This window comes from Pseudophaeobacter sp. 1A16562 (assembly GCF_041008785.1).
Lineage (GTDB): Bacteria > Pseudomonadota > Alphaproteobacteria > Rhodobacterales > Rhodobacteraceae > Phycobacter > Phycobacter gallaeciensis_A.
Genome location: NZ_JAXGFT010000010.1, coordinates 81,990 through 104,067, shown reverse-complemented (window position 1 = coordinate 104,067; position 22,078 = coordinate 81,990). Strand labels below are relative to the sequence as shown.

20 protein-coding genes are annotated in these 22,078 nt (G+C 59.9%); 11 read left to right on the top strand and 9 right to left on the bottom strand.

Features of this window, described 5'->3' with window-relative positions; all coding sequences use genetic code 11:
• Nucleotides 1–3 precede the first annotated feature (3 nt).
• Together SM764_RS14935 and SM764_RS14930 are read left to right on the top strand one after the other, a co-directional pair.
• Nucleotides 4–789: an N-acyl homoserine lactonase family protein gene (locus SM764_RS14935; protein WP_369002145.1), complete on the top strand. Its 786-nt coding sequence runs from the start codon at nucleotides 4–6 to the stop codon at nucleotides 787–789.
• 139 nt (nucleotides 790–928) lie between these two features.
• On the top strand, nucleotides 929–2,677 hold the full coding sequence (locus tag SM764_RS14930) for a sugar phosphorylase (RefSeq protein WP_065270365.1): 1,749 nt from the start codon (nucleotides 929–931) through the stop codon (nucleotides 2,675–2,677).
• Nucleotides 2,678–2,698: 21 nt separating this feature from the next.
• Here SM764_RS14930 and SM764_RS14925 read toward each other — a convergent pair whose 3' ends face one another.
• Genes SM764_RS14925 through SM764_RS14915 form a run of 3 tightly spaced genes read right to left on the bottom strand, consistent with a single transcriptional unit; the run spans nucleotide 2,699 to nucleotide 5,695 of the window.
• Entirely contained in the window at nucleotides 2,699–3,919 is a 1,221-nt protein-coding gene (locus SM764_RS14925; RefSeq protein WP_369002144.1) for a glycosyltransferase family protein, read from the bottom strand.
• A 14-nt stretch (nucleotides 3,920–3,933) separates the two neighbouring features.
• Nucleotides 3,934–4,707 (bottom strand): HAD-IIB family hydrolase, encoded by a 774-nt coding sequence (locus tag SM764_RS14920; RefSeq protein ID WP_369002143.1) that lies wholly within the window; start codon nucleotides 4,705–4,707, stop codon nucleotides 3,934–3,936.
• A gap of 13 nt (nucleotides 4,708–4,720) precedes the next feature.
• Complete coding sequence (locus SM764_RS14915) at nucleotides 4,721–5,695, bottom strand: DUF808 domain-containing protein (RefSeq protein ID WP_369002142.1); 975 nt, start codon at nucleotides 5,693–5,695, stop codon at nucleotides 4,721–4,723.
• A gap of 262 nt (nucleotides 5,696–5,957) precedes the next feature.
• On the opposite strand from SM764_RS14915, the gene gap reads away from it, so the two are divergent.
• Both gap and SM764_RS14905 read left to right on the top strand, forming a co-directional pair.
• Nucleotides 5,958–6,959 (top strand): type I glyceraldehyde-3-phosphate dehydrogenase, encoded by a 1,002-nt coding sequence (gap, locus tag SM764_RS14910; protein WP_274833704.1) that lies wholly within the window; start codon nucleotides 5,958–5,960, stop codon nucleotides 6,957–6,959.
• A gap of 73 nt (nucleotides 6,960–7,032) precedes the next feature.
• Nucleotides 7,033–7,176, top strand: a complete 144-nt coding sequence (locus SM764_RS14905; RefSeq protein WP_165832660.1) for a hypothetical protein — start codon at nucleotides 7,033–7,035, stop codon at nucleotides 7,174–7,176.
• A gap of 127 nt (nucleotides 7,177–7,303) precedes the next feature.
• On the opposite strand, the gene coaD is transcribed toward SM764_RS14905, so the two are convergent.
• From coaD to SM764_RS14890, 3 genes are all read right to left on the bottom strand, one after another.
• Nucleotides 7,304–7,798, bottom strand: coding sequence for a pantetheine-phosphate adenylyltransferase (gene coaD / locus SM764_RS14900; RefSeq protein WP_065270370.1), 495 nt, complete (start codon nucleotides 7,796–7,798; stop codon nucleotides 7,304–7,306).
• A gap of 127 nt (nucleotides 7,799–7,925) precedes the next feature.
• Complete coding sequence (locus tag SM764_RS14895) at nucleotides 7,926–8,360, bottom strand: CBS domain-containing protein (RefSeq protein WP_065270371.1); 435 nt, start codon at nucleotides 8,358–8,360, stop codon at nucleotides 7,926–7,928.
• Between the two features lie 134 nt (nucleotides 8,361–8,494).
• Nucleotides 8,495–9,391 (bottom strand): LysR family transcriptional regulator, encoded by an 897-nt coding sequence (locus SM764_RS14890; RefSeq protein ID WP_065270372.1) that lies wholly within the window; start codon nucleotides 9,389–9,391, stop codon nucleotides 8,495–8,497.
• A gap of 148 nt (nucleotides 9,392–9,539) precedes the next feature.
• Between SM764_RS14890 and SM764_RS14885 the strand changes: the two genes are divergently transcribed.
• Nucleotides 9,540–11,039: a CoA-acylating methylmalonate-semialdehyde dehydrogenase gene (locus SM764_RS14885; protein ID WP_274833708.1), complete on the top strand. Its 1,500-nt coding sequence runs from the start codon at nucleotides 9,540–9,542 to the stop codon at nucleotides 11,037–11,039.
• Nucleotides 11,040–11,294: 255 nt separating this feature from the next.
• The gene (locus SM764_RS14880) at nucleotides 11,295–11,891 is read left to right on the top strand and encodes a L,D-transpeptidase (protein WP_369002141.1); all 597 of its coding nucleotides are present in this window, start codon (nucleotides 11,295–11,297) and stop codon (nucleotides 11,889–11,891) included.
• A gap of 20 nt (nucleotides 11,892–11,911) precedes the next feature.
• Here SM764_RS14880 and SM764_RS14875 read toward each other — a convergent pair whose 3' ends face one another.
• Complete coding sequence (locus SM764_RS14875; protein WP_369002140.1) at nucleotides 11,912–13,705, bottom strand: O-linked N-acetylglucosamine transferase, SPINDLY family protein; 1,794 nt, start codon at nucleotides 13,703–13,705, stop codon at nucleotides 11,912–11,914.
• Nucleotides 13,706–13,941: 236 nt separating this feature from the next.
• Between SM764_RS14875 and SM764_RS14870 the strand changes: the two genes are divergently transcribed.
• From SM764_RS14870 to SM764_RS14850, 5 genes are all read left to right on the top strand, one after another.
• Complete coding sequence (locus SM764_RS14870; protein ID WP_274834238.1) at nucleotides 13,942–15,087, top strand: acyl-CoA dehydrogenase family protein; 1,146 nt, start codon at nucleotides 13,942–13,944, stop codon at nucleotides 15,085–15,087.
• An 8-nt stretch (nucleotides 15,088–15,095) separates the two neighbouring features.
• Nucleotides 15,096–16,136, top strand: coding sequence for an enoyl-CoA hydratase/isomerase family protein (locus SM764_RS14865; protein ID WP_369002139.1), 1,041 nt, complete (start codon nucleotides 15,096–15,098; stop codon nucleotides 16,134–16,136).
• 3 nt (nucleotides 16,137–16,139) lie between these two features.
• A complete protein-coding gene (gene mmsB, locus SM764_RS14860) occupies nucleotides 16,140–17,012 on the top strand; it encodes a 3-hydroxyisobutyrate dehydrogenase (protein ID WP_274833716.1) in 873 nt (290 codons plus the stop codon).
• Between the two features lie 134 nt (nucleotides 17,013–17,146).
• Nucleotides 17,147–17,338, top strand: coding sequence for a YgaP family membrane protein (locus SM764_RS14855; RefSeq protein WP_369002138.1), 192 nt, complete (start codon nucleotides 17,147–17,149; stop codon nucleotides 17,336–17,338).
• A 191-nt stretch (nucleotides 17,339–17,529) separates the two neighbouring features.
• Complete coding sequence (locus tag SM764_RS14850) at nucleotides 17,530–17,844, top strand: excinuclease ABC subunit A (RefSeq protein WP_369002137.1); 315 nt, start codon at nucleotides 17,530–17,532, stop codon at nucleotides 17,842–17,844.
• Nucleotides 17,845–17,874: 30 nt separating this feature from the next.
• On the opposite strand, the gene uvrA is transcribed toward SM764_RS14850, so the two are convergent.
• Together uvrA and SM764_RS14840 are read right to left on the bottom strand one after the other, a co-directional pair.
• Nucleotides 17,875–20,736 carry an excinuclease ABC subunit UvrA gene (uvrA, locus tag SM764_RS14845; protein WP_274829247.1) on the bottom strand — a complete coding sequence of 954 codons (2,862 nt, stop codon included), beginning with the start codon at nucleotides 20,734–20,736 and terminating at the stop codon, nucleotides 17,875–17,877.
• A 93-nt stretch (nucleotides 20,737–20,829) separates the two neighbouring features.
• Nucleotides 20,830–22,005 (bottom strand): MFS transporter, encoded by a 1,176-nt coding sequence (locus tag SM764_RS14840; RefSeq protein ID WP_369002136.1) that lies wholly within the window; start codon nucleotides 22,003–22,005, stop codon nucleotides 20,830–20,832.
• Between the last annotated feature and the right edge of the window lie 73 nt (nucleotides 22,006–22,078).

Here is a 22,078-nt window from a genome sequence, read left to right as displayed (position 1 = left end):
ACCGTGGCGGATGTCGGAACCGTTGAACCCATCGCACAGGGCGGCCTGCTGAAAGGCCGCCCTGTGCGGCTGTATGTGCTCGATTTTGGGCTGTTCCGGGTCCATTCAAACGGGCGCAAGATCGGCATCTGTGGCTATCTGATCCAGACAGATGCGGGCGAGAACGTGCTGATCGATTCCGGGTTTCCCGCCAAATACGCCACGGATCCTGCGCAGGCGAGCGAGGAGGATCGGCTTTATGAGTTCGGCGAGGTGCTTGATTGCCAGCCGCACCACCTGCCCGCCGCGCAGCTGGCCCTCGCCGACGTGCAGCCCAAGGACATTGACCTCTTCGTGCTGACCCACACTCATATCGACCATATCGGCGGCATCGCCGATTTCCCGCAGGCGCCGATGGTGATTTCGAAACGGGAACGGGATCTGCCACAACCGCTTTACTGGGGAAACCAACGCCCGTTGGACTGGCCGGACCGTCGCTACCTTACGCTGACCGAAGATACCGAGGTCGGACCGGGCTTTGAGCTGCTGATGGCGCCCGGCCATGCACCGGGGCAAATCGCGGCGCTTCTGTCCCTGCCGGAGAGCGGCGACGTCCTGCTGACTTCGGATGCGATATCCCGCCCGGCCGAGGTTGATGAAGGCTTTGATACCGCACCCGATCCGCAGCGGGCCAGGCAAAGCGCCCGTCGCCTGCTGGACCTTGCCACAGCGCGCGATGCGATGGTGATTTATGGTCATTGCCCGACCCAATGGCCCGGCCTGAAAAAGGCGCCGGATTACTTTGCCTGACGCCGATTTTCACGCACGCGAAACATCGCACACGGGCTGCTGAAAAATTGAACATCCCGCGCAGGGCGCGCCTGTTTTCCGGGCCCGCCAATCTGGATAGGCTTGGCCTTGCAGGCTGCAACATGTTTGACTGCCTGTCATGACAGAACCCACCCGATCCCTACATCGCGCGATCAGCAGCCGCATCGCGCGGATCTATCCCGGTCTCAACGCGGATAATCTTGCCACGCAGATCAACCAGGCCTTCTGGCCGGATCCGTTCAAACGCCGCAAACGCGCCCGCACCCCGGGCAACCGGATGTGGAGCGAAGCGGACGCGCTGGTCATCACCTATGGCAATTCCATCGTGGACGGGCAGCACAAGCCGCTGGATCTGCTGAATGATTTCCTGCGCCGCTATTGTGATGGCTGGCTCAACAGCGTGCATATCCTGCCGTTCTTTCCCTATACCTCGGACGATGGGTTTGCCGTATCCGATTTCTGCAGCGTCAATCCGCAGCTGGGCGACTGGAGTGATATCAACCGGATCGCGGATGAGTTCACCCTGATGTCGGATCTGGTGCTCAACCATGTCTCCAGCCAGGGCGCGTGGTTCAATGCCTACCGGCAAGGACAGGCGCCCTATGACAAATTCTTTTTCGAGGCCAGTCCAGAGGATGATCTGAGCGCCGTAGTCCGCCCACGCACCACGCCGCTGCTGCAGGAGGTCGAGACAAGCAACGGGACGCGTCACGTCTGGTGCACCTTCTCACACGACCAGATCGATCTGGATTTCCGTAACCCGGAGGTTCTGCTGGAATTCCTGCGTATCATTCGCCTGCATCTGGACAATGGCGTGCGGATGATCCGGCTCGACGCAGTGGCCTTCCTGTGGAAGGAGGTCGGCACCCCCTCTATCCACCTGCCCCAGACTCATGAGATCATCAAACTGATCCGGCTTTTGTGCGACAACACTGCGGAAAAGGTGGTTCTGATCACCGAAACCAACGTGCCTAAGGCGGAGAACCTCAGCTATTTCGGCGCCCGTGATGAGGCGCATATGATCTACAACTTCCCGCTACCGCCGCTGATCCTGCATGCGATGATGGCCGGAGATGCCACCCATCTGGTGCAGTGGCAAAAGGCGATGCCACCAGCGCCGCTGGGCTGTGCCTATTTCAACTTTACCGCCAGCCACGATGGCATCGGCATGCGCCCCGCCGAAGGATTGCTGAGCCACGAGGAACAGGAGCGGATGATCGAAACGGTCCGCCATGCGGGGGGCCTTGTGTCGATGCGGGCGCTGCCTTGCGGCGGTGAGTCCCCTTATGAGCTGAACACCACATTCTACGAGGCGCTCACAGAAACCTTTGACGGGCCGGATGCCTTTCATTTTGAACGGTTTATCTGCTCTCAGACCATCGTGATGTCGCTGGAGGGTATTCCCGCCTTCTATATTCACTCCCTGCTGGCGACGCCAAACGATCACGAGGCGGTGGAGAAACGGGGCATGAACCGGGCGATCAATCGGCACCGCTGGGATTACACCGAGCTGCGCGGCCTTCTGGACGATGAAACCAGCCTGCAGGCCCGCGTGATGCGTGAATTGCGCGCGCGGCTGGAACTGCGCAAGATGCAGTCCGCCTTTCATCCCAATGCCACGCAATTCACGCTCAATTCCGGGGATGACCGGGTCTTTACCCTGTGGCGGCAGAGCCTGGATCGCGGGCAGTCCATGTTTGCCTTGCACAACGTCAGCAAGGATGAAATCGCACTGCCATCCCACCATCTGAACCTGATCGAGGATGACACCTGGGTCGACATTCTGACAGGCGAGCATCTGGCAATGATGGATGGCACCATCACCCTTGCGCCCTATCAGTGCCGCTGGATTACAAACGTCAACTAACGCCCTGCAACGACGGCATTATCACTGAAATTCCGCCGTGTCCTGCGCAGCTGCGGCATGCATGTCCCGCAGGAAGGCCGGGTCTGCGGCATGCACGCGGCTCCATGTCGGGATGAAGGGCGTCTCATGCGGATTATCGAGAAAGAACTGCCCGGCCCGCATGATGTTCTCGGCAAAGAGCTCGATCGAGCGTTCCTCGCTGTGCCGGTCGATGCTGAGACCGTTCATCTTGGCATCGGCGTAATAGGCCTCCAGCAGGTCAAGCGCGCTGCGGTAATAGGTGGCTTTCAGGGTGCGGAAGACATTGGTGGTAAAGACCGTGCCATCCGCCGCCAGTTTGCGGAAGATAGATTTGCAGATATCCACGGACATACGGTTCAGCCCGGCCTCGGCATCCTCTGGGCTCAGTTCCTGATGCTTGTGATCATAGGCATCGGCGATTTCCACCTGACAGACCGCCTTGGGCGCCAGGTTCCGCCAGGCCTCTGACAGCACCCCGATCTCAAGCCCCCAGTCCGACGGGATCCGCAGATCCGGCAGGATGCTGGTGCGCATCGCAAATTCGCCCGACAAGGGATAGCGGAAGCTGCGCAGGTAATCGATATAATCGCGATCCCCGATCACCCGTTTCAGCGCGATCAGCAGCGGGCTGACCAGAAGCCGCGTCACCCGCCCATTTAGCCGGTCCTGCCCGACGCGGGCATAAAACCCTTTGGCCACCTGATAGGGAAAATTGGGGTTCGCCACCGGATAGACCAGCCGCGCCAACAGCTCGTTTGTATATGTCAGGATATCACAGTCATGGATCGCCATCACGGCGCTGTCTTCACAGCTCATCAGATAGCCGAGCGAGGACCAGACGTTCTTGCCCTTGCCCTGCTCGGTCGGGGCTAGACCCATCGCCTCCAGCCGCGCGCCAAGCGCCTTCATCCGGGGGCTGTCGTTCCAGATCACCACGTGGTTCTGGTTCAGATCCTTGAAGAACTTCTGGGCATGGCGAAACTGCGCCTCATCGGCCCGGTCCAGCCCCACCACGATGCGGTGCAGGTAACGGACCTTGGACAGCTCGGCCACGATATTGGGCATAGCCTCAGTTTCCAGCTCGGAATAGAGACAGGGCAGGATTAGGGAAATTTTGCGTGATTGGGCAAAGGTTTCCAACTCATAGTTCATTTCCTCCAGAGATCGGGTCCGCAGATTGTGCAGCGTCGTGATATTCCCGTTCTGATGAAAATCTACCATGCGGATGTCCGTTCCTATGCCTTGGTTTCTAGCCGGTCCAACAGGTCCATCATGGCCCTGTTCCAGCCCGAAGGCCCAGCCTCTTTTGTACGAATTATGCGGCCTGTGCGCTCTGCGGCCAAGGGCGGCAATGCCGCACGATGCGGATTGGCGATGATGATGCCAAATTCTGCGGCTTCCAGCATCTCGACGTCGTTTGGCGCATCCCCCAACGCCACCGTGTGCCGGGCAGGATAGCGTGACAGGACCTCGGCCATCTGGTCCGCCTTGGTGCCGCCAAAGGACAGGGTCAGGAACCGCCCGCCGTATCGCGCCGAAACACCGAGATCCGCCAGCGCCGTTTCAAACTCTGCCCGCTTCGTTTCGGTGCCACTCCAGAGCCCCGGTTCGGAAAACATCCGCTCGGATGCGCGGGCGGCATCTGCCTGCGGCAGGCCGGTGATCTCTGCGATCTCCTTTACGGACATGTCGCCAAAACCCCGGAACATCTGGCGCAGACCCGACGGAACCCGCTCCAGCGCAGCGCGCAGATCCGGATAAGTTGGCGTAACGCTTTGCCCCAGCAACCCGGCACCGTTTTCAACGATTGCGGGCCAGTTCAAAAGACCCATTTCCCGTTGCAGAACGGTTATTTCCGATGCGGTCTTACTGCTGGCCAGAACCACGCCTGCGCCTATATCTGCCAGCCGATTAAGCGCAGGCACAGCGGCCTGCCAGGAATAGCTGTCATGATCCAGCAGGGTTCCATCCAGATCGGAAAAGACAACCAAAGGCAGCGGCTCTTGCATCGGCTCCAATATCCTAATGTCCGGCAGACGATTTGCCGGTCACAGCCGCCAACAACGGCGCAATCACCTTGGTCGCCACAGGGATCAGCACCATGCCCAGAGCCACGCCAAAGACCCCATCCATCGCGGCCTTTGCCGACCATTCCACTGCCCCGGTCCAGCCTGCAGGCACCGCGTGACCAATGGCATAGGCCCAGTCGTGGATCAGATGCCCCAACCCGCCAAAGCTAAGCTCTTCCAGCCCGTGAATAACGATTGAACCGCCCACCCAGAGCATTGCAGCGGTCCCCACGATAGTCAGCAGCTTCATGAAGCCGGGCATAGCGTGGACCAGACCGCGCCCCAGCGCCTGCGTCAGGCCCAGACGCCCATTCTGCGCCATGTAAAGCCCCACATCGTCGGCCTTCACGATCAGCGCGACCGAGCCATAGACGGCCACGGTAATACCAAGCCCCACCAGCGCCAGCGTCGCCGCCTCCATCCAGATCGTTCCCTCCGGAATGGCCGAAAGGGCGATGGTCATGATCTCAGCCGAGAGGATGAAATCGGTCTTGATTGCACCAGCGGCCTTTTCTTCTTCGAGATGCGCCGGATCGCCCGGCTTATCCTCGGGGAAGACATGGGTTTCGTCATGGGGCACAAGGGCATGATAGATCTTCTCGGCGCCTTCAAAACAAAGATAGGCACCGCCAAGCATCAACAGTGGCGAAATCAACCAGGGCGCCAGATTGGCCAGCAGCAGGCCGATGGGCAACAGGATCACCAGCTTGTTCTTGACCGAGCCCTTGGCGATCCTCCAGATGATCGGCAATTCGCGTTCGGCGGCAAAGCCATGCACGTATTTCGGCGTCACCGCAGCATCGTCGATCACCGCCCCGGCTGCCTTGGCGCCCGCCTTGGCTGCCTGCGCCGCAACATCGTCGACCGAGGCAGCCGCCACCTTGGCAATGCCTGCCACATCATCCAGCAGCGCCAGCAAACCGCTCATCGAACATCCCCTCGTAAACCTACCTTTATTTGCACCCTATCCGATCCACCAGCACAGGCAAGCCGAAGCCCGGGTACGACAGCCCGGGGATTCCCGGCGCATGGCGGCCTGTCCAAATCGTTATCGCCACCGGTCGAAAACCGTTAACGCCACCGGTCTAGTTTTGCGCTAACATGCTGTCATTTCGGCCTTTTTGCCCCTTTAGGGATTTACATAACGGGTCTATATCCGGCGCAAGTTTTGCTCGCCAGGAGACACAGGAATGACCATCAAAGTCGGGATCAACGGTTTTGGCCGCATCGGCCGCTGCACCCTGTCACATATCGCAGCCTCGGGCCGTGACGACATCGAAGTGATCAAGGTCAACGCGACCGGTCCACTGGAAACCGCAGCGCATCTGATCAAATACGACTCCGTGCATGGCCGTTTCCCCGGCGAGGTCAGCATCGGCGACGGCACCATGAACCTTGGCCGCGGCGACATGCAGATGTTCTCGACCTACGACATGAATGAACTGGACTGGGACGGCTGCGATGTGGTTCTGGAATGCACCGGTAAATTCAACGACGGTGAAAAAGCCAAGGCGCACCTGGAGCGCGGCGCAGGCAAGGTGCTGCTCTCCGCCCCCGGCAAAAACGTTGACAAGACCATTGTCTATGGCGTCAACAGCGACCAGCTGACCGCCGAGGACCGCATGGTGTCGAACGGTTCCTGCACCACCAACTGCCTGGCCCCGATCGCCAAGGTTCTGGATGAAGGTGTCGGCATCGAAAGCGGCATCATGACCACGATCCACGCCTATACAGGCGACCAGCCGACGCTGGACCGCCGCCACAAGGATCTGTACCGCGCCCGCGCGGCAGCCATGTCGATGATCCCCACCTCCACCGGTGCAGCCAAGGCTCTGGGTGAGGTTCTCCCCAACCTCAAAGGCCGCCTGGACGGTTCCGCCATCCGCGTGCCCACGCCGAATGTCTCCGCCGTGGACCTGACCTTCCGCGCTGCCAAGGAAGTGACCGCCGAGGAAATCAACGCGCTGGTCGCCGAAGCCTCCAAGGGTGCGATGGCCGGTGTTCTGGGCTATGAACCCGCGCCGCTGGTCTCCACCGACTTCAACCACTCCAGCGAAAGCTCAATCTTCGCACCGGATCAGACCCGCGTGGTCGAAGGCCGCATGGTGCGCGTCCTGTGCTGGTACGACAACGAATGGGGCTTCTCGGTACGTATGGCTGACGTGGCAACCGCGATGGGCCGCCTTAGCTAAGCCCCGTCACGCACTTGAGATTTAGCGCCCGGTCAGGCATATCTGACCGGGCGTTTCTTTTTGGCGGACAGCTATGACCAATCAAATTGCTATTGTCATGGGGATTATCCTGACAGCCGCCATCGCCATCGACGTGGCGCTGTTCGGCAGCGAGCACATGGTGTTTCTCGGCAAGAAGCTGTTCGAACTAATCGACTGGGTTGCGTTCTGGCGCTAAGGCGCGCGTCGCCCGCTGCACAGCATTTGCCCCATTGACCCAATAGAAAAAGCCGGGCGAGGCGCCCGGCTTTGTCATTTCGCGGCGGAGCAATGCCCCGTGCCCTATCTGGAAACTTCAGACCGGCCTATTTCGAAAGCCGCTTACGAAGTTCGTCGTTGACCTGGGGCGTTACGAATTTCGACACATCGCCATCCAGCCGGGCGATTTCCTTCACCAGCTTTGAGGCAATCGCCTGATGACGCGCCTCGGCCATCAGGAAGACCGTTTCAATCGAGCTGTCCAGGGCCCGGTTCATGCCAACCATCTGGAATTCATACTCAAAGTCAGCAACCGCCCGCAGTCCCCGCACGATGATCTGCGCGCCGACGTCGCGGGCGCAGTGGATCAGCAGGTTCTCGAACGGGTGCGCGACGATCTCGGTGCCGGTTTCCTCTGACAGGGAGGCACATTCGGCCTCGATCATGGCAACACGCTCTTCCAGATCGAAAAGCGGTCCCTTGTCCCGGTTGATCGCCACACCGATCACCAGTTTGTCCACCAATGCGCTGGCGCGGCGGATGATGTCGATATGGCCCAAAGTGATCGGATCAAATGTGCCGGGGTACAAGCCTATACGCATTGGGGGCCCTCCTGCCTCCTCAGAACTCGCGCGCACGCAAACATATTTGCGCCTGTCCTGACAAGAGGGGGAAAATACGGAAACACCTGTTCCGGCACGTCATCTGGTAAGAAAATTTCGCCGGGGCCTAATGCCCCATGATCATGCCTTCCAGCGCGTCCTTTTCCATCGCGACTTCGGCCAGCTTGGCCTTGACCACATCGCCCAGCGAAATCAGCCCAACCATTTTACCGCTTTCGACCACAGGCATGTGGCGGAACCGGCCCTCGGTCATCTGCTGCAGGATATCTTCGACGTTGGATTCGCTGGTGCAGGTCACCAGCTTGCTGGTCATGTAGTCCTTGACTTTGCAGGTCAGGCAGCCAGACCCACTTTTGCCCAGTTCACGCACGATATCGCGCTCGGACAGGATCCCCTCAGCCGTCTCATTGTCGGAAGACACCACCACGGTCCCGATGCCTTTCTCCGCCAGCAGCTTGGCCGCGTCAGAAACCGGAGCCTCAGGAGAAATCGTTACCACCCCGGCGCTTGCCTTGGATTTCAAAATCGATTGAACCAGCATGAATTCTCCTCCACTCGTAATTTTCTTGCGTAAATACAAGCGTTGCCGCAATGCAGATCCAAGTCAAGAACATGTCCAGTCAGTTTTGGAAATAGCTGCGACAATTTGGCAGGAAAGCCGCAGCAGATCCAGCGTCAGGTCAGTGCCTCCAGCCGCGCGACCTCGTCGCGGATCCCCTTGGACAGCGCCTGCGCAAACCGGTTCAAACGCTCGCTGCGCTGATCACCCTGATGGCGCACCAGATAGAAACTGCGCGACAGGCTGATCTTGTCGGTCAGCACCTTGCGCAAGACCCTATGAGCAGGCAGTGAAAAATCATGCGCCACACAAAGCGCAGTGCCCTCGGCCGCCAGTTTGATTTGTACCGAGACCGAGTTGGAGGCCAGCGCCACCCGCTCCACCCCCAGATCGCTGAGGTAGTCCAGCTCCCGGTCAAAGATCATGTCCGGGATATAGCCGATCATCCGGTGCCCCTTCAGATCCTCAAGTTTTTCCAGCGGCGGGTGCTCACGCAGATAGTGGCGCGACCCCACAAGGTGCAGTTTGTAATCCGTGATCTTTTGAACCAGCAGCTGCCCGGCGGTGGGCGCGCTGACGGTCACGGCCATATCCGCCTCGCGGCGCGACAGGTTGATGACCCGCGGCAAGGCAACGATCTGGATATCGAGATCGGGGTTTTCGGCGCCAATCGCGGCGCAGACCTGCGGCAGGATATAATTGGCGCTGCCATCCGGCGCCCCGATGCGGATCTGCCCCGACAGCGTGTCGCTGGGACCGCTCAGCGCCTCCTGCCCGGCCCGCATCGCCTGTTCGGCGGTCTCTGCATGGGTCAGTAACCTGTCCCCAGCCGCACTCAGCGCATAACCCTGCGGGGATTTGACGAACAATGGGGTGTCCAATGCAGCCTCGAACCGGGCGATACGCCGCCCGACGGTCGCGGGGTCCATCTTGAGCACCCGCCCGGCACCGGACAGGCTGGCCTCGCGCGCGACCGCGAGAAACACTTTCATATCATCCCATTGTGGGTCCATGCCGGGATCCTCCTCGACGTTCCTGTACCTTATGCTCTTGCCCTGCGATCGATACTTGCGTTCTTGCAAAGCCTTTTTGAAATCTTTCCCCTTTTCCGGTGTTTTTTGCAAGTCTATGTTGCCGCCAAAGCGTATAGGGAGGAATCCGATGCAAGAACTCACCCATTATATCAACGGCGAACACGTCAAAGGCACGTCCGGCCGTTTTGCAGATGTCTTCAACCCGGCAACCGGTGAAGTGCAGGCAAAGGTGCCGCTGGCCTCCAAGGACGAGATGGAACAGGCCGTGGCCATCGCGGCCGCCGCACAGCCCGCATGGGCCGCCGTCAACCCGCAGCGCCGCGCTCGCGTCATGATGAAATTCGTCGGCCTGCTGAACCGCGACATGGACAAGCTGGCCGAAGCGCTGAGCCGCGAGCACGGTAAGACCCTGCCCGATGCGGCTGGTGACGTGCAGCGTGGTCTGGAAGTGGTCGAATACTGCATCGGCGCGCCGGAGCTGCTGAAAGGTGACTACACCGACAGCGCCGGCCCCGGCATTGACATGTACTCCATGCGTCAGGCCCTGGGCGTCACCGCGGGCATCACCCCGTTCAACTTCCCGGCGATGATCCCGATGTGGATGTTTGCCCCGGCCATCGCCTGCGGCAACGCCTTTATCCTGAAGCCGTCCGAGCGTGACCCGTCGGTTCCTCTGATGCTGGCCGAACTGATGGAAGAAGCCGGTCTGCCCAAGGGTATCCTGCAGGTCGTCAACGGCGACAAGGAAGCCGTGGACGCGATCCTTTACAACGACACCATCCAGTCGGTTGGTTTCGTGGGTTCCACGCCGATTGCCGAATACATCTACGGCACCGGCTGTGCGCAAGGTAAGCGCGTACAGTGCTTTGGCGGCGCCAAGAACCACATGATCATTATGCCCGATGCGGACATGGATCAGGCCGCAGACGCGCTGATCGGCGCAGGCTACGGTGCTGCTGGTGAACGCTGCATGGCAATCTCGGTTGCCGTTCCCGTCGGTGAAGAAACCGCCGACCGCCTGATCGACAAGCTGGTTCCGCGTATCGAAAAGCTGAAAGTCGGCCCCTACACCGCAGGCAACGATGTGGACTATGGTCCCGTTGTCACCGCCGCCGCCAAGGAAAACATCCTGCGGCTGGTAGAATCCGGTGTCGAGCAAGGCGCGAAACTGGTGGTCGATGGCCGTGACTTCAACCTGCAGGGTTATGAAGACGGCTTCTTTGTCGGCCCGCACCTGTTCGACAACGTCACCACCGACATGGATATCTACAAGAAAGAGATCTTTGGCCCGGTTCTGTCCACCGTGCGTGCCAAGACCTACGAAGAGGCGCTTGGCTATGCCATGGACCACGAGTACGGCAACGGCACCGCGATCTTTACCCGCGACGGCGACACCGCGCGCGATTTTGCCAACCGGATCAACATCGGCATGGTCGGCATCAACGTGCCGATCCCGGTTCCGCTGGCCTATCACACCTTTGGTGGCTGGAAGAAATCCGCATTCGGCGACCTGAACCAGCACGGCCCGGACGCCTTCAAGTTCTACACCCGGACCAAGACCATCACCTCGCGCTGGCCCTCGGGCATTCGCGAAGGCGGCGAGTTCAACTTCAAGCCAATGGACTGACCCTGGATCTTATACCGACATGCAAAGCCCTGGCCGAAACGCCGGGGCTTTGTTTTTTGCTTTCCTCCATGGGAGTGCCGCGATATCGGGCAGCGGCAAGCAATTGTTGCGCCAGGCCCCGGACCGCATGAACACAAATTCGTGAGGCCACCAAAACCCTCCGGAAACCACTGGCCAAATTCGCTGAAGTGAATATGTTCCCGGACAGACCCCGAACGAAACCGAGCAGTTTCGAAACAGAATACAGGAGGCACCATGACACAACGGATCACCCGCCGGAGCACAATCCTTGGGCTGGCAGGGGCTTTGGCGACCCCGACACTCCTACGCGCGCAATCCACTGATGCCTTCCCCACCGATGAGGCACCGATCCGCGATCAGACAGCGGTAAAAAGGAACATCTCGGCCTTCACGCAGCAAAACTGGCAGGATCATTTCGACGAGCTAGGTGTGGGCTGCCTGCTGGCGGATGTTGCATCGCGTGCGGTGCATTACTGGGGCGGAGACGGCGAAAGTTACCGCTTGTTCCCCTCTTCCGTGCCGATGAGCGACGAGCTGACCAAGCGCGGCTATACCAAGGTCGTGCGCAAGGCAAAGAATCCTGGCTGGACCCCGACCGCGAATATGCGCGAACGTGACCCCACTCTGCCCCGATATATGGAAGGCGGCCCGGGCAACCCGCTGGGCACCCGCGCCATGTATCTGACTTGGCCGGCCTATCTGGTGCATGGCACCCATGACACCCGCAAGATCGGGCGCCAAAGCTCATCCGGCTGTATCGGTCTTTACAACCAGCACGTCGAGGAGCTCTACGAACTGGTTGAGATCGGAACGCAGGTGCGGATCCTTTAGGATCCGCACAGCGGCCTCTGTCAGTTCAGGGACAGGTGCTTGGGCTTGTATCCTTCCTCATAGCGCAGGATTGCCTTTTCCATCAGGTTCTCGAAGTCGCGAACATACTGCTCCGAGTCATACAGCGGAGTGGTCCAGAGATTGTCCTTGAGACGCTGTTTAATCTCGTTCAGAGCCTCACGATCCGTCGCTAGTTTGTACGCTAGCTCGTAGTACTCCTCTTTTGTCTCGGTCACCAGATCCGGGCACCCTATTGCGGTGACGATGCTGGCTGCGACACGTGCAGCGAACTGTTTGCCAGCCTTGGTCACGATTGGCAGCCCGGACCAGACCGCCTCACTTGCGGTGGTATGGGCGTTACAGTTGAACGCATCCAGGAACAGATCTGCCCGCCCCATCCGGCTCACGTGTTCTACCATGGAAACCCTTGCCGCGAACACCAGCCGTTCGGGTCCGATCCCGCGTGCTTTCGCCTCCCGTAGCAGGTTCTCCTGAATGGTGATGGTCGGCGCAAAAAGCCAAAGCACACTGTCCGGCACATTGTGGAGAAGCTTCGTCCAGACATCGAACTCGGCCGGTGTGACCTTGTTCGGGTTGTTAAGGCTGCAAAACACAAAAGCATCTTCCGGAAGCCCCAGTTCAGCGCGAGTAGGCATATCCGGCGAATGCTCCCTTGTGTTGTCATTCACCTGATAACAGTTGGGCATATAGAGAATTTTTTCACTGAAGTGCTGACGCAGCGATGGCGGCACCGTAATTTCATCCCCAATGAAATAGTCCATCGTCGGCAAGCCGCTGGTTCCCGGATAACCGAGGAAAGCAACCTGAACCGGCGCCACCCGCTCTGCAAATGCAGCCAGCCTTGCGCCCTTCGTATAGGTTTTCATGTCGATTGCGATGTCGACGCCATCCTTGCGCGCCAATTCAGCCATTTCATGATCACTGATATCGCGCACGTTGTGATAGATATCCGCGCTCTCTTCCACTTGCAGTCGCACGGCACTATTTCCCGAACTGCCATAGTCATAGATGATAACCTCAAAGCGCTCACGATCTATTAGATCAAAGAACCGTCCCATCAGGAGCATTGTGGCGTGATCCCTGAAGTCGTCGGAAAAGAAACCGATCCGGATTTTCCGTCCGTGAACGCTGGTCCGGGAGAAACGCTTGTTTTCCTTAATCCTTTTCATCAAATCTCTACACCGCGCTTTGACGCGCACCTTGTGCAACGCCGGATCGTCCGTCAGACCCAAAAGCGTAAATGGCTGCACATCCAGGGGACACCTATCGCCCAAGCGCAAAATCTGCGGCAGCCGGTCAAAGAAACTCCAGTCGCTGTCCTTCATACTGTTATGAGCCCAGTTATAACCAGAATAGGCATCACTCGGATCGGTATTATGTGCTGCCTGGAAAAAACCTTTGGCATCGTGGGAGTTCCCCATGAGCCCCAGCAGGCTTCCGATCGAGTTCAACACTTGAGTGTCCAGAGGGTTGACACCCATTGCAGTCATGTAGGTTAAAAGCGCGTTATCCTTATCATCCTGCTGCAGGTAAACATCGCCTGAAAGCCGAAGAAGGACGATGTCTTCGGGATAGATCGACAGAGCCTCGTCAAGCATGGCACGTGCGGCGTTGTAGTCGAGCGAGACCACCAGATCCATCGCGTCGTCAATGTACTTCCGCGCAGTTTTTACCGTGCCAGCCTGACTGCCTTGCTGAATTCCAGCCTTCTTTTGCGTTTCGAACATCGCCAACCCTGCTGTTACCGACTGATTCGACGCGTTTTTCTGAAATTGGAAATCGAATTTTGACATGGATCTCTTCCGAAGTTCTGACAGTTCTATGATACCGTTCGCCGGCACATGGGCGTGGCTGCACTCTATGGCCGCGGTTCCTAAGAATTGGTTTCCGAAATCAAAATTCGCCTTAAAGGTGTGTCGCCGCCATTCCTGCAGCATGGCTTTGCAATTGCACAGCTTGCTCTGAGAGGCGCCTGCGGATAAGTAAATAAACAACCGTTCAATTCACACCGCGCCAGGGAGGACACGACGTGGATTTCGCTTTGACAGAAGAACAGACCGCCATTTTTGACATGGCTCATGCCTTTGGTCAGGACAACATCGCCCCCTTTGCCCGCCAGTGGGAAGCTGAAGGCACCATTCCCAAGGATCTGTGGCCCAAGGTCGGTGAGTTGGGCTTTGGTGGGCTTTACGTCAGCGAAGAAGGCGGCGGATCCGCTCTGACGCGTCTTGACGCCACGCTGGTGTTTGAGGCGCTGTCTATGGCCTGCCCCTCGGTCGCGGCCTTCCTGTCGATCCACAACATGTGCGCCAAGATGCTGGACACCTTTGCCAGCGACGAAATGAAGGCCCGCGTGATGCCCGACGTTCTGACTCTGAACACGGTGCTCTCCTACTGCCTGACGGAACCCGGTTCGGGTTCCGACGCGGCTGCGCTGAAAACCCGCGCTGAAAAGACCAACGAAGGCTACACCCTGAATGGCACGAAGGCCTTCATCTCGGGCGGCGGATATTCCGACGCCTATGTCTGCATGGTGCGCACCGGCGAGGATGGTCCCAAGGGGATCTCTACCGTCTATGTCGAGGACGGCACGCCAGGTCTGTCCTTTGGTGGGCTTGAGGACAAGATGGGCTGGAAAAGCCAGCCAACCGCGCAGGTTCAGTTCGACGATTGCAAGATCCCCGCGAACAACCTTGTCGGCGAAGAAGGCAAGGGCTTCAAATACGCCATGATGGGCCTTGATGGCGGACGCCTGAACATTGCGTCTTGCTCGCTCGGTGCTGCGCAGACCGCGCTCAACATGACCCTGCAATACATGAGCGAGCGCAAAGCCTTTGGCCAGTCGATCGACCAGTTCCAGGGCCTTCAGTTCCGCCTTGCGGATATGGAGATTGAACTGCAGGCCGCGCGCACCTTCCTGCGTCAGGCGGCCTGGAAGCTGGACCAGGGCGCACCGGATGCGACCAAGTTCTGCGCTATGGCCAAGAAATTCGTCACCGAAGCGGGATCGAAGATCGTCGATCAGTGTCTGCAGCTGCATGGGGGCTATGGCTACCTCGCGGATTACGGGATCGAGAAACTGGTGCGTGATCTGCGGGTGCACCAGATCCTTGAGGGCACCAATGAGATCATGCGCGTGATCGTGGCCCGCCACATGCTGTCTGAAAACCGCTGAGGTCTGGGATGAGCGATATCGACATTCGCGTGACCGGCTCAGCGGGCCGGATCACCCTGACCCGCGAAAAGGCCCTGAACGCCCTGTCCTATGACATGTGCATGGCCATTGATGCGGCATTGAAGGACTGGGCAACCAATGATGCGGTCAAAATCGTCGTCATCGACGCAAGCGGCGAAAAGGCCTTTTGCGCCGGTGGTGACATTGCCGAGCTTTATGCCACCGGCAAGGCGGGAGATTACGGCTATGGGCGCACCTTCTGGCGCGATGAATACCGCCTGAATGCGCGGATCTTTGAATACCCGAAACCTGTGGTCAGCTTCCTGCAAGGCTTCACCATGGGCGGGGGCGTCGGCATCGGCTGCCACGGCACTCATCGGATCGTCTGCGAGAGCAGCCAGATCTCCATGCCCGAGACTGGCATCGGCCTGATCCCCGACGTGGGCGGCACGCTGATCCTGGCGCTGGCGCCGGGGCGATTAGGCGAATACCTCGGTCTGACTGCGGGCCGGATGAAGGCCGCCGACGCGATCTACGCCGGTTTTGCCGACCACTATATCCCGCAGGAGAAATGGCCCGGGCTAATCACCGCGCTGGAGCAGGACGGCAACCCCGATATTCTGGCAAACGCCGCCGAGGCCGCGCCCGATGGCACACTGGAGTCCATGCAGGGTGATATCGACCGGCTGTTTGCCGGGGAAACCCTCAATGACATCCTGACCGTCCTTGAACAGGACGACTCGGAGTTCGCCACCACCGCCCAAAAGCCGCTGATGCGCAATTCGCCGCTGTCCATGGCCGCGACCGTGGAAATCCTGCACCGGCTGCGGGGCGCGACCCTGACCATCCGCAAGGCGCTGGATCTGGAGTATCGCTTTACCTACCGGTCGATGGAGAAAGGCGATTTTCTGGAAGGCATCCGGGCCCAGATCATTGACAAGGACCGCCAGCCCAAGTGGCAATACGCGGACCGCTCCGTGCCAGCCGTTGCCGTCAGCCAGATGCTGATGCCGCTGGGCGCAGACGCACTGACATTTGAGGAGGAGTAACCCATGAAGATCGGATTTATCGGCCTTGGCAATATGGGTGGCCCGATGGCGGCCAACCTGGCCGCTGCAGGCCATGATGTCACCGGCTTTGACATGGCAGAGGTCAAGGTCGAGGGCGTCACCATGGCGCCGTCCGGGGCCGAAGCCGCCAAGGACGCCGACGTGGTCATCACCATGCTGCCCAACGGCCAGATCCTGCGCAGCGTTGCGGATGAGATCATCCCGGCGATGAAAGCGGGCGCGGCCTTCGTGGACTGCTCTACCGTGGACGTGGATTCCGCCCGCGCTGTGGCAGAACAAGCCGCCGCGGCAGGCCTGTTGCCCGTGGATGCGCCGGTTTCGGGCGGCATCGGCGGCGCCGCGGGCGGTACGCTGACCTTCATGGCTGGCGGCTCGGCTGAGGCCTTCGAGAAGGCAAAGCCGCTGTTTGACATCATGGGGCAGAAGGCCGTGCATTGCGGCGATGCGGGCGCCGGTCAGGCAGCCAAGATCTGCAACAACATGATCCTTGGCGTCACCATGATCGCCACCTGCGAAGCTTTTGCCCTTGCCGACAAGCTGGGTCTGGACCGGCAGAAAATGTTCGATGTGGTCTCCACCTCGTCGGGCTACAGCTGGACCATGAACGCCTATTGCCCGGCGCCGGGCGTCGGCCCGCAATCGCCCGCCGACAACGATTACAAGCCCGGTTTCGCGGCCGAGTTGATGCTGAAAGACCTGCGCTTGTCACAACAAGCCGCAGACAGCGCCGATGCGGACACACCGATGGGCCAGCTCGCACAGGCGCTTTATGCGCAATTCGTCGAGAACGAGGACGGCATGGGCATGGATTTCTCGGCCATGCTGCCCCGGTTCGAAAAACGCAGCCGCGACTAGGGCACAGCAACAGATCAGTTGCCGATCAAATACAGGGGCGGACCGGATGGTGCCGCCCCTTTTCATTGACCCACATCATGTTCGACCGTCCAGACGCCGGGTATTCTCTGCCCATAACGAGGAAAGGACATGCCATGTTTGCAAACAACGTTGGGGGTCTGGACAAGATCCTGCGCATCGTCGTCGGCGCGCTGCTGATCGTGGGTGCGCTGATGGGCTATGGCTGGTGGATGTGGATCGGTGTGGTGCCGCTGGCGACGGGTCTGCTCGGAACCTGCCCGCTGTATTCCATCCTTGGCGTCAACACCTGCCCGATGAAGAAATAGCGACGGCTGGGGGTTTGGCCGACTGGTCGCCCGGAATTGGCTGCAATCTGCCGCTTTGATCCGGCCAATCGGCAAGATCAGGCTGAACAACTGCGCCCAGATGGTTTCGCAAGGAAGGCACCGGCTTGGCGCGTTATCCTCTGCGCTGACCGCCAATCAACGATTGGCACAAAGCACAGGAAAGGAACGTCATGCGTTTCATCATCACTGCTGTCATTCTCGGCCTCAGCCTCCCCGCCGCCAGTTTCGCCGCGCCAAAGGGCTGCCCGCCGGGGCTGGCCAAGAAATCCGTTCCCTGCGTCCCGCCGGGTCAGGTGGGCAAGCACCGCGGTCCGCATGCGGTCGGCGACAGGCTGATGAAATACATCATTCTGCGCGACCCCAAGCGGTACAGGCTGGACCCGAGGTACACCTATTACCGCAGCGACGGCTATCTTTATCGGGTTGATCCCGAAACCCGCAAGGTTCTGAACCTGATCGGTGCGGTTGCGGACATCCTGGAATAATCAAAGCCGCGCCCACAGGGAGAGGCTGCCTCACTCGGCAGCCACCCTGCCCGCTTGCTCCAACATCGGTTTCAGATAACGCCCGGTATGGCTGCGCGGTTCTGCGGCCACCTGTTCCGGCGTTCCGGTGGCGACGATTTCCCCGCCACCATCACCGCCTTCGGGACCGATATCGATGATATGATCGGCGGTCTTGATGACATCAAGGTTATGTTCGATCACCACCACCGAATTCCCCTGATCCACCAGCTCGTGCAGCACTTCGAGCAGCTTTTTCACGTCTTCGAAATGCAGACCGGTGGTGGGTTCGTCCAAGATGTAAAGTGTCCGGCCCGTGGAGCGTTTCGACAGCTCCTTGGACAGCTTCACCCGCTGCGCCTCACCGCCTGACAGCGTGGTCGCTTGCTGGCCCACCTTGATATAGCCAAGGCCAACCCGCATCAGCGCGTCCATCTTGTCCCGGATCGACGGCACGGCGGCAAAGAACTGCTGCGCCTCCTCCACGGTCATATCCAGCACATCCGCGATGCTTTTGCCCTTGAAGGTGACCTCAAGCGTTTCGCGGTTATAGCGTTTGCCCTTGCAGGTCTCGCATTCCACGTAGACGTCCGGCAGGAAGTGCATCTCGATCTTGATGACGCCATCCCCCTGGCAGGCCTCGCAGCGGCCGCCCTTGACGTTGAAAGAGAAGCGCCCCGGTTTATAGCCGCGCGTCTTGGCCTCGGGCAGGCCCGCGAACCAGTCGCGGATCGGAGTGAAGGCGCCGGTATAGGTCGCCGGGTTCGAACGCGGTGTGCGCCCGATGGGGCGCTGATCGATGTCGATCACCTTGTCGAGATGCTCCAGCCCCTTGATGGTTTCACAAGGCGCCGGGGTCTGCCGCGCACCGTTGAGGCGCATCGAGGCGGTCTTGAACAGGGTTTCGATCGTCAGGGTGGATTTACCGCCCCCGGATACGCCGGATACGCAGACAAATTTGCCAAGCGGGAATTCGGCAGTGACCTCTTTCAGGTTGTTGCCGGTCGCCTTGACCACCTTGATTTTTTTCTTGTTGCCTTTGCGCCGTTTGGCGGGAATTTCGATTTCCCGCACGCCTGACAGATACTGCCCGGTGACAGAAGCCGCATCGGCGGCGATCTGCTGCGGCGTGCCGTGGCTCACCACCTGACCGCCGTGCACCCCGGCGCCGGGGCCGATATCGAACACATAATCGGCCTGACGGATCATATCCTCGTCATGCTCAACCACGATCACCGTATTGCCCTGATCGCGCAGGTTTTTCAGCGTGGTGATCAGCCGGTCGTTGTCGCGCTGGTGCAGGCCGATGGACGGCTCATCCAGAACATACAGGACTCCGGTCAGGCCTGAACCAATCTGGCTGGCCAGTCGGATCCGCTGGCTCTCGCCGCCCGAGAGCGTGCCGGAATTCCTGCTGAGCGTTAGATATTCCAGGCCGACGTTGTTGAGGAAACCCAGCCGTTCGCGGATTTCCTTGACGATGGCGCGGGCGATTTCCTGTTTCTGGGTGCTGAGGTGATCCGGCACCTCCTCGATCCAGGCGAGTGCCTCGCGGATGGATTTCTGCACCACCTGACCGACGTGGATATCGGCGATCCGCACCGCCAGCGCCTCTTCGCGCAGGCGATAACCGCCGCAGGCGCCACAAGGGCGATTATTCTGGTAGCGTTCGAATTCTTCGCGGATCCAATTGCTGTCCGTCTCGCGATAGCGGCGTTCCATATTGGGAATGACGCCTTCGAAAACGCGGGTCACGTTGTAAACCCGGCCGCCTTCGTCATAGCGGAACGGGATTTCCTCATCGCCCGAGCCATAAAGGAACACCTGCTTCACATGGGCAGGCAAATCCTTCCACGGCGTGTTCTTGTCGAACTCATAGTGCTTGGCAATCGCCTCAATGGTCTGCAGGAAATAGGGAGATTTGCCCTTGCGCCAGGGCGCCAGCGCACCGTCATAAACCTTGAGGCTCTGATCCGGCACCACCAGACGTTCGTCAAAGAACAGCTCCATTCCCAGCCCGTCACATTCCGGACAGGCCCCAAAGGGCGCGTTGAAGGAGAACAGGCGCGGCTCGATCTCGGGGATGGTGAAGCCGCTGACGGGGCAGGCAAAGTTTTCCGAGAAGGTGATGCGTTCGGGATCGCCTTCACGCGGAGCGGTTTCAAGGATGGCAATCCCATCAGCCAGATCCAGCGCGGTGCGCAAGCTGTCCGCCAGCCGAGTTTCCAGCCCTTCGCGCACAACGATCCGATCAACGACAACGTCGATGTCATGGCGAAACTTCTTGTCCAGTGTGGGCGGTTCGTCCAGCTCGTAGAATTCGCCGTCCACCTTGACCCGCTGGAAGCCCTGCTTCCGAAGTTCAAGGAATTCCTTTTTGTACTCGCCCTTGCGATCCCGCACGATGGGCGCCAGCAGGTAGCCGCGCGTGCCCTCCTCCAGCGTCATGACACGGTCGACCATATCCTGCACCTGCTGCGCCTCGATCGGCAAGCCGGTCGCGGGGCTGTAGGGCGTCCCTGCCCGCGCGAACAACAGGCGCAGGTAGTCGTAGATTTCGGTCACGGTGCCGACGGTAGACCGCGGGTTTTTCGAGGTGGTCTTCTGCTCGATGGAGATCGCCGGAGATAGGCCGCTGATGTGATCCACATCGGGCTTTTCCATCATGTCGAGGAATTGGCGCGCATAGGCCGAGAGCGATTCCACATAGCGGCGCTGCCCTTCGGCATAGATGGTATCAAAGGCGAGCGACGACTTGCCCGAGCCGCTAAGGCCGGTGATCACCACCAATTCGTCGCGCGGAATGTCCACGTCGATGTTTTTCAGGTTGTGTTCGCGCGCGCCGCGCACCTCGATGGACTTCAGCTCAGCCATGGAACCCCCGTTATCCGCGCCCCGGCCTGCACCGGTCGCCCGCCCTACAGATAGGCAAAGCTTTCCGAGTCTCCAACCCAAAATCGAGAACGTTCAGCGAACATTTGATTTTCTGCGCAGTGCCGCCAGCCAGCCATGCACCAAACATCCGCAGATGAACACAATGACGCCGGTCACGATCATGCCATTATAGCCCGCCAGCCCCAGCACCCAGACCATCAGCGGCGTGCCGATGGTATTGCCAAGATTACCGGCCATGGCGAGGGCGCCATTGGAGCTGGCCTGATCGACCGCCCCGGAATTGAGCTGCGCCACCGAGGCAAAACTCGGTCCCTGCACCAGCCCCAGCGCCCCGGCCAGCGCCAGACAGGCCAGCGGCGCGCCGGGATCGGCCCACATCCAGACCAGCGCCAGCGCGCTGAGCGCAAAGCCCGCCTGGATCAGTGGCACGGCATGGATCCGCCGCAGCAGGAACACCCCCAGCGTCATCGACACCGCGATGCTGGTCAGCGGCATCGCACCCATCACAAAGCCACGCACCTGCGGCGCCAGATAGGGCGGCAGGACGGTCAGGATCGCAACGAAACAGATGGTGTAGAACAGCCAGCCCGCCGCAGGTGCCGCCAGCCAGGGAGAGCGGAAAATCTCCAGATGCAGACGCGGTAGATCGGCGAACCGGGGTAGCGGCTGGCGCGGCGGCACCGGCACATCGCGCAGCACCCGCAGCAGCAACAAAGCCAGCGCTGCCATGATCACGGCGTGGGTGGCAAACAGCGCCTGAACCCCAGCCATCCGTGCCAGCGGAACGCCAAACCACGAAAGGAACGCAAAGGCTACCGCGAAAAACGTGCTCCACAGCGTCAGCGCCGCGCCCCGGTGCCGATTGGAACTGATCTGGGCAATCAGGGTCGGTGCCGCCACCACCACGCCCAGATGCGACAGGCCTTCGATCACGCGGGTGGCCAGAAACAGCGAGAAAGGAAGATCTAGGCTTTGCAGGGCGGACATCGCAGCGCCGCTGGCCAGGGCCGCCACAAGCGTGCGACGGAAGCCGAAAGAGGCCACCACCATGCCCGCAATGACACCCAGTCCGATCCCGAGGAACCCAACCAGCGAGACCGTGAATCCGATGGCACTGCCCGCATCGGGGAACAGCCCGGCCATCTGGTCGAAGACCACGCTGACCTTGCCATATTGCGCTGCAGCGCCAAGGCCAGCGCCCCAGATCAGAAGGATCACACTCCAGCGGGTGTCCTGGCTCGGTGTCATGCTGAAATCCCGTCTGAATAGGTCATGATAAATATGCCTCGCCGCAATACCTCGAAACAATTGCAGCGACCAG

Bases quoted from the DNA above. Each gene is read 5' to 3' on its own strand.
- SM764_RS14930 (WP_065270365.1), top strand. From the start codon at position 929: ATGACAGAACCCACCCGATCCCTACATCGCGCGATCAGCAGCCGCATC.
- SM764_RS14925 (WP_369002144.1), bottom strand. From the start codon at position 3,919: ATGGTAGATTTTCATCAGAACGGGAATATCACGACGCTGCACAATCTG.
- SM764_RS14920 (WP_369002143.1), bottom strand. From the start codon at position 4,707: ATGCAAGAGCCGCTGCCTTTGGTTGTCTTTTCCGATCTGGATGGAACC.
- SM764_RS14915 (WP_369002142.1), bottom strand. From the start codon at position 5,695: ATGAGCGGTTTGCTGGCGCTGCTGGATGATGTGGCAGGCATTGCCAAG.
- gap (WP_274833704.1), top strand. From the start codon at position 5,958: ATGACCATCAAAGTCGGGATCAACGGTTTTGGCCGCATCGGCCGCTGC.
- SM764_RS14905 (WP_165832660.1), top strand. From the start codon at position 7,033: ATGACCAATCAAATTGCTATTGTCATGGGGATTATCCTGACAGCCGCC.
- coaD (WP_065270370.1), bottom strand. From the start codon at position 7,798: ATGCGTATAGGCTTGTACCCCGGCACATTTGATCCGATCACTTTGGGC.
- SM764_RS14895 (WP_065270371.1), bottom strand. From the start codon at position 8,360: ATGCTGGTTCAATCGATTTTGAAATCCAAGGCAAGCGCCGGGGTGGTA.
- SM764_RS14890 (WP_065270372.1), bottom strand. From the start codon at position 9,391: ATGGACCCACAATGGGATGATATGAAAGTGTTTCTCGCGGTCGCGCGC.
- SM764_RS14885 (WP_274833708.1), top strand. From the start codon at position 9,540: ATGCAAGAACTCACCCATTATATCAACGGCGAACACGTCAAAGGCACG.
- SM764_RS14880 (WP_369002141.1), top strand. From the start codon at position 11,295: ATGACACAACGGATCACCCGCCGGAGCACAATCCTTGGGCTGGCAGGG.
- SM764_RS14875 (WP_369002140.1), bottom strand. From the start codon at position 13,705: ATGTCAAAATTCGATTTCCAATTTCAGAAAAACGCGTCGAATCAGTCG.
- SM764_RS14865 (WP_369002139.1), top strand. From the start codon at position 15,096: ATGAGCGATATCGACATTCGCGTGACCGGCTCAGCGGGCCGGATCACC.
- mmsB (WP_274833716.1), top strand. From the start codon at position 16,140: ATGAAGATCGGATTTATCGGCCTTGGCAATATGGGTGGCCCGATGGCG.
- SM764_RS14855 (WP_369002138.1), top strand. From the start codon at position 17,147: ATGTTTGCAAACAACGTTGGGGGTCTGGACAAGATCCTGCGCATCGTC.
- SM764_RS14850 (WP_369002137.1), top strand. From the start codon at position 17,530: ATGCGTTTCATCATCACTGCTGTCATTCTCGGCCTCAGCCTCCCCGCC.
- uvrA (WP_274829247.1), bottom strand. From the start codon at position 20,736: ATGGCTGAGCTGAAGTCCATCGAGGTGCGCGGCGCGCGCGAACACAAC.
- SM764_RS14840 (WP_369002136.1), bottom strand. From the start codon at position 22,005: ATGACACCGAGCCAGGACACCCGCTGGAGTGTGATCCTTCTGATCTGG.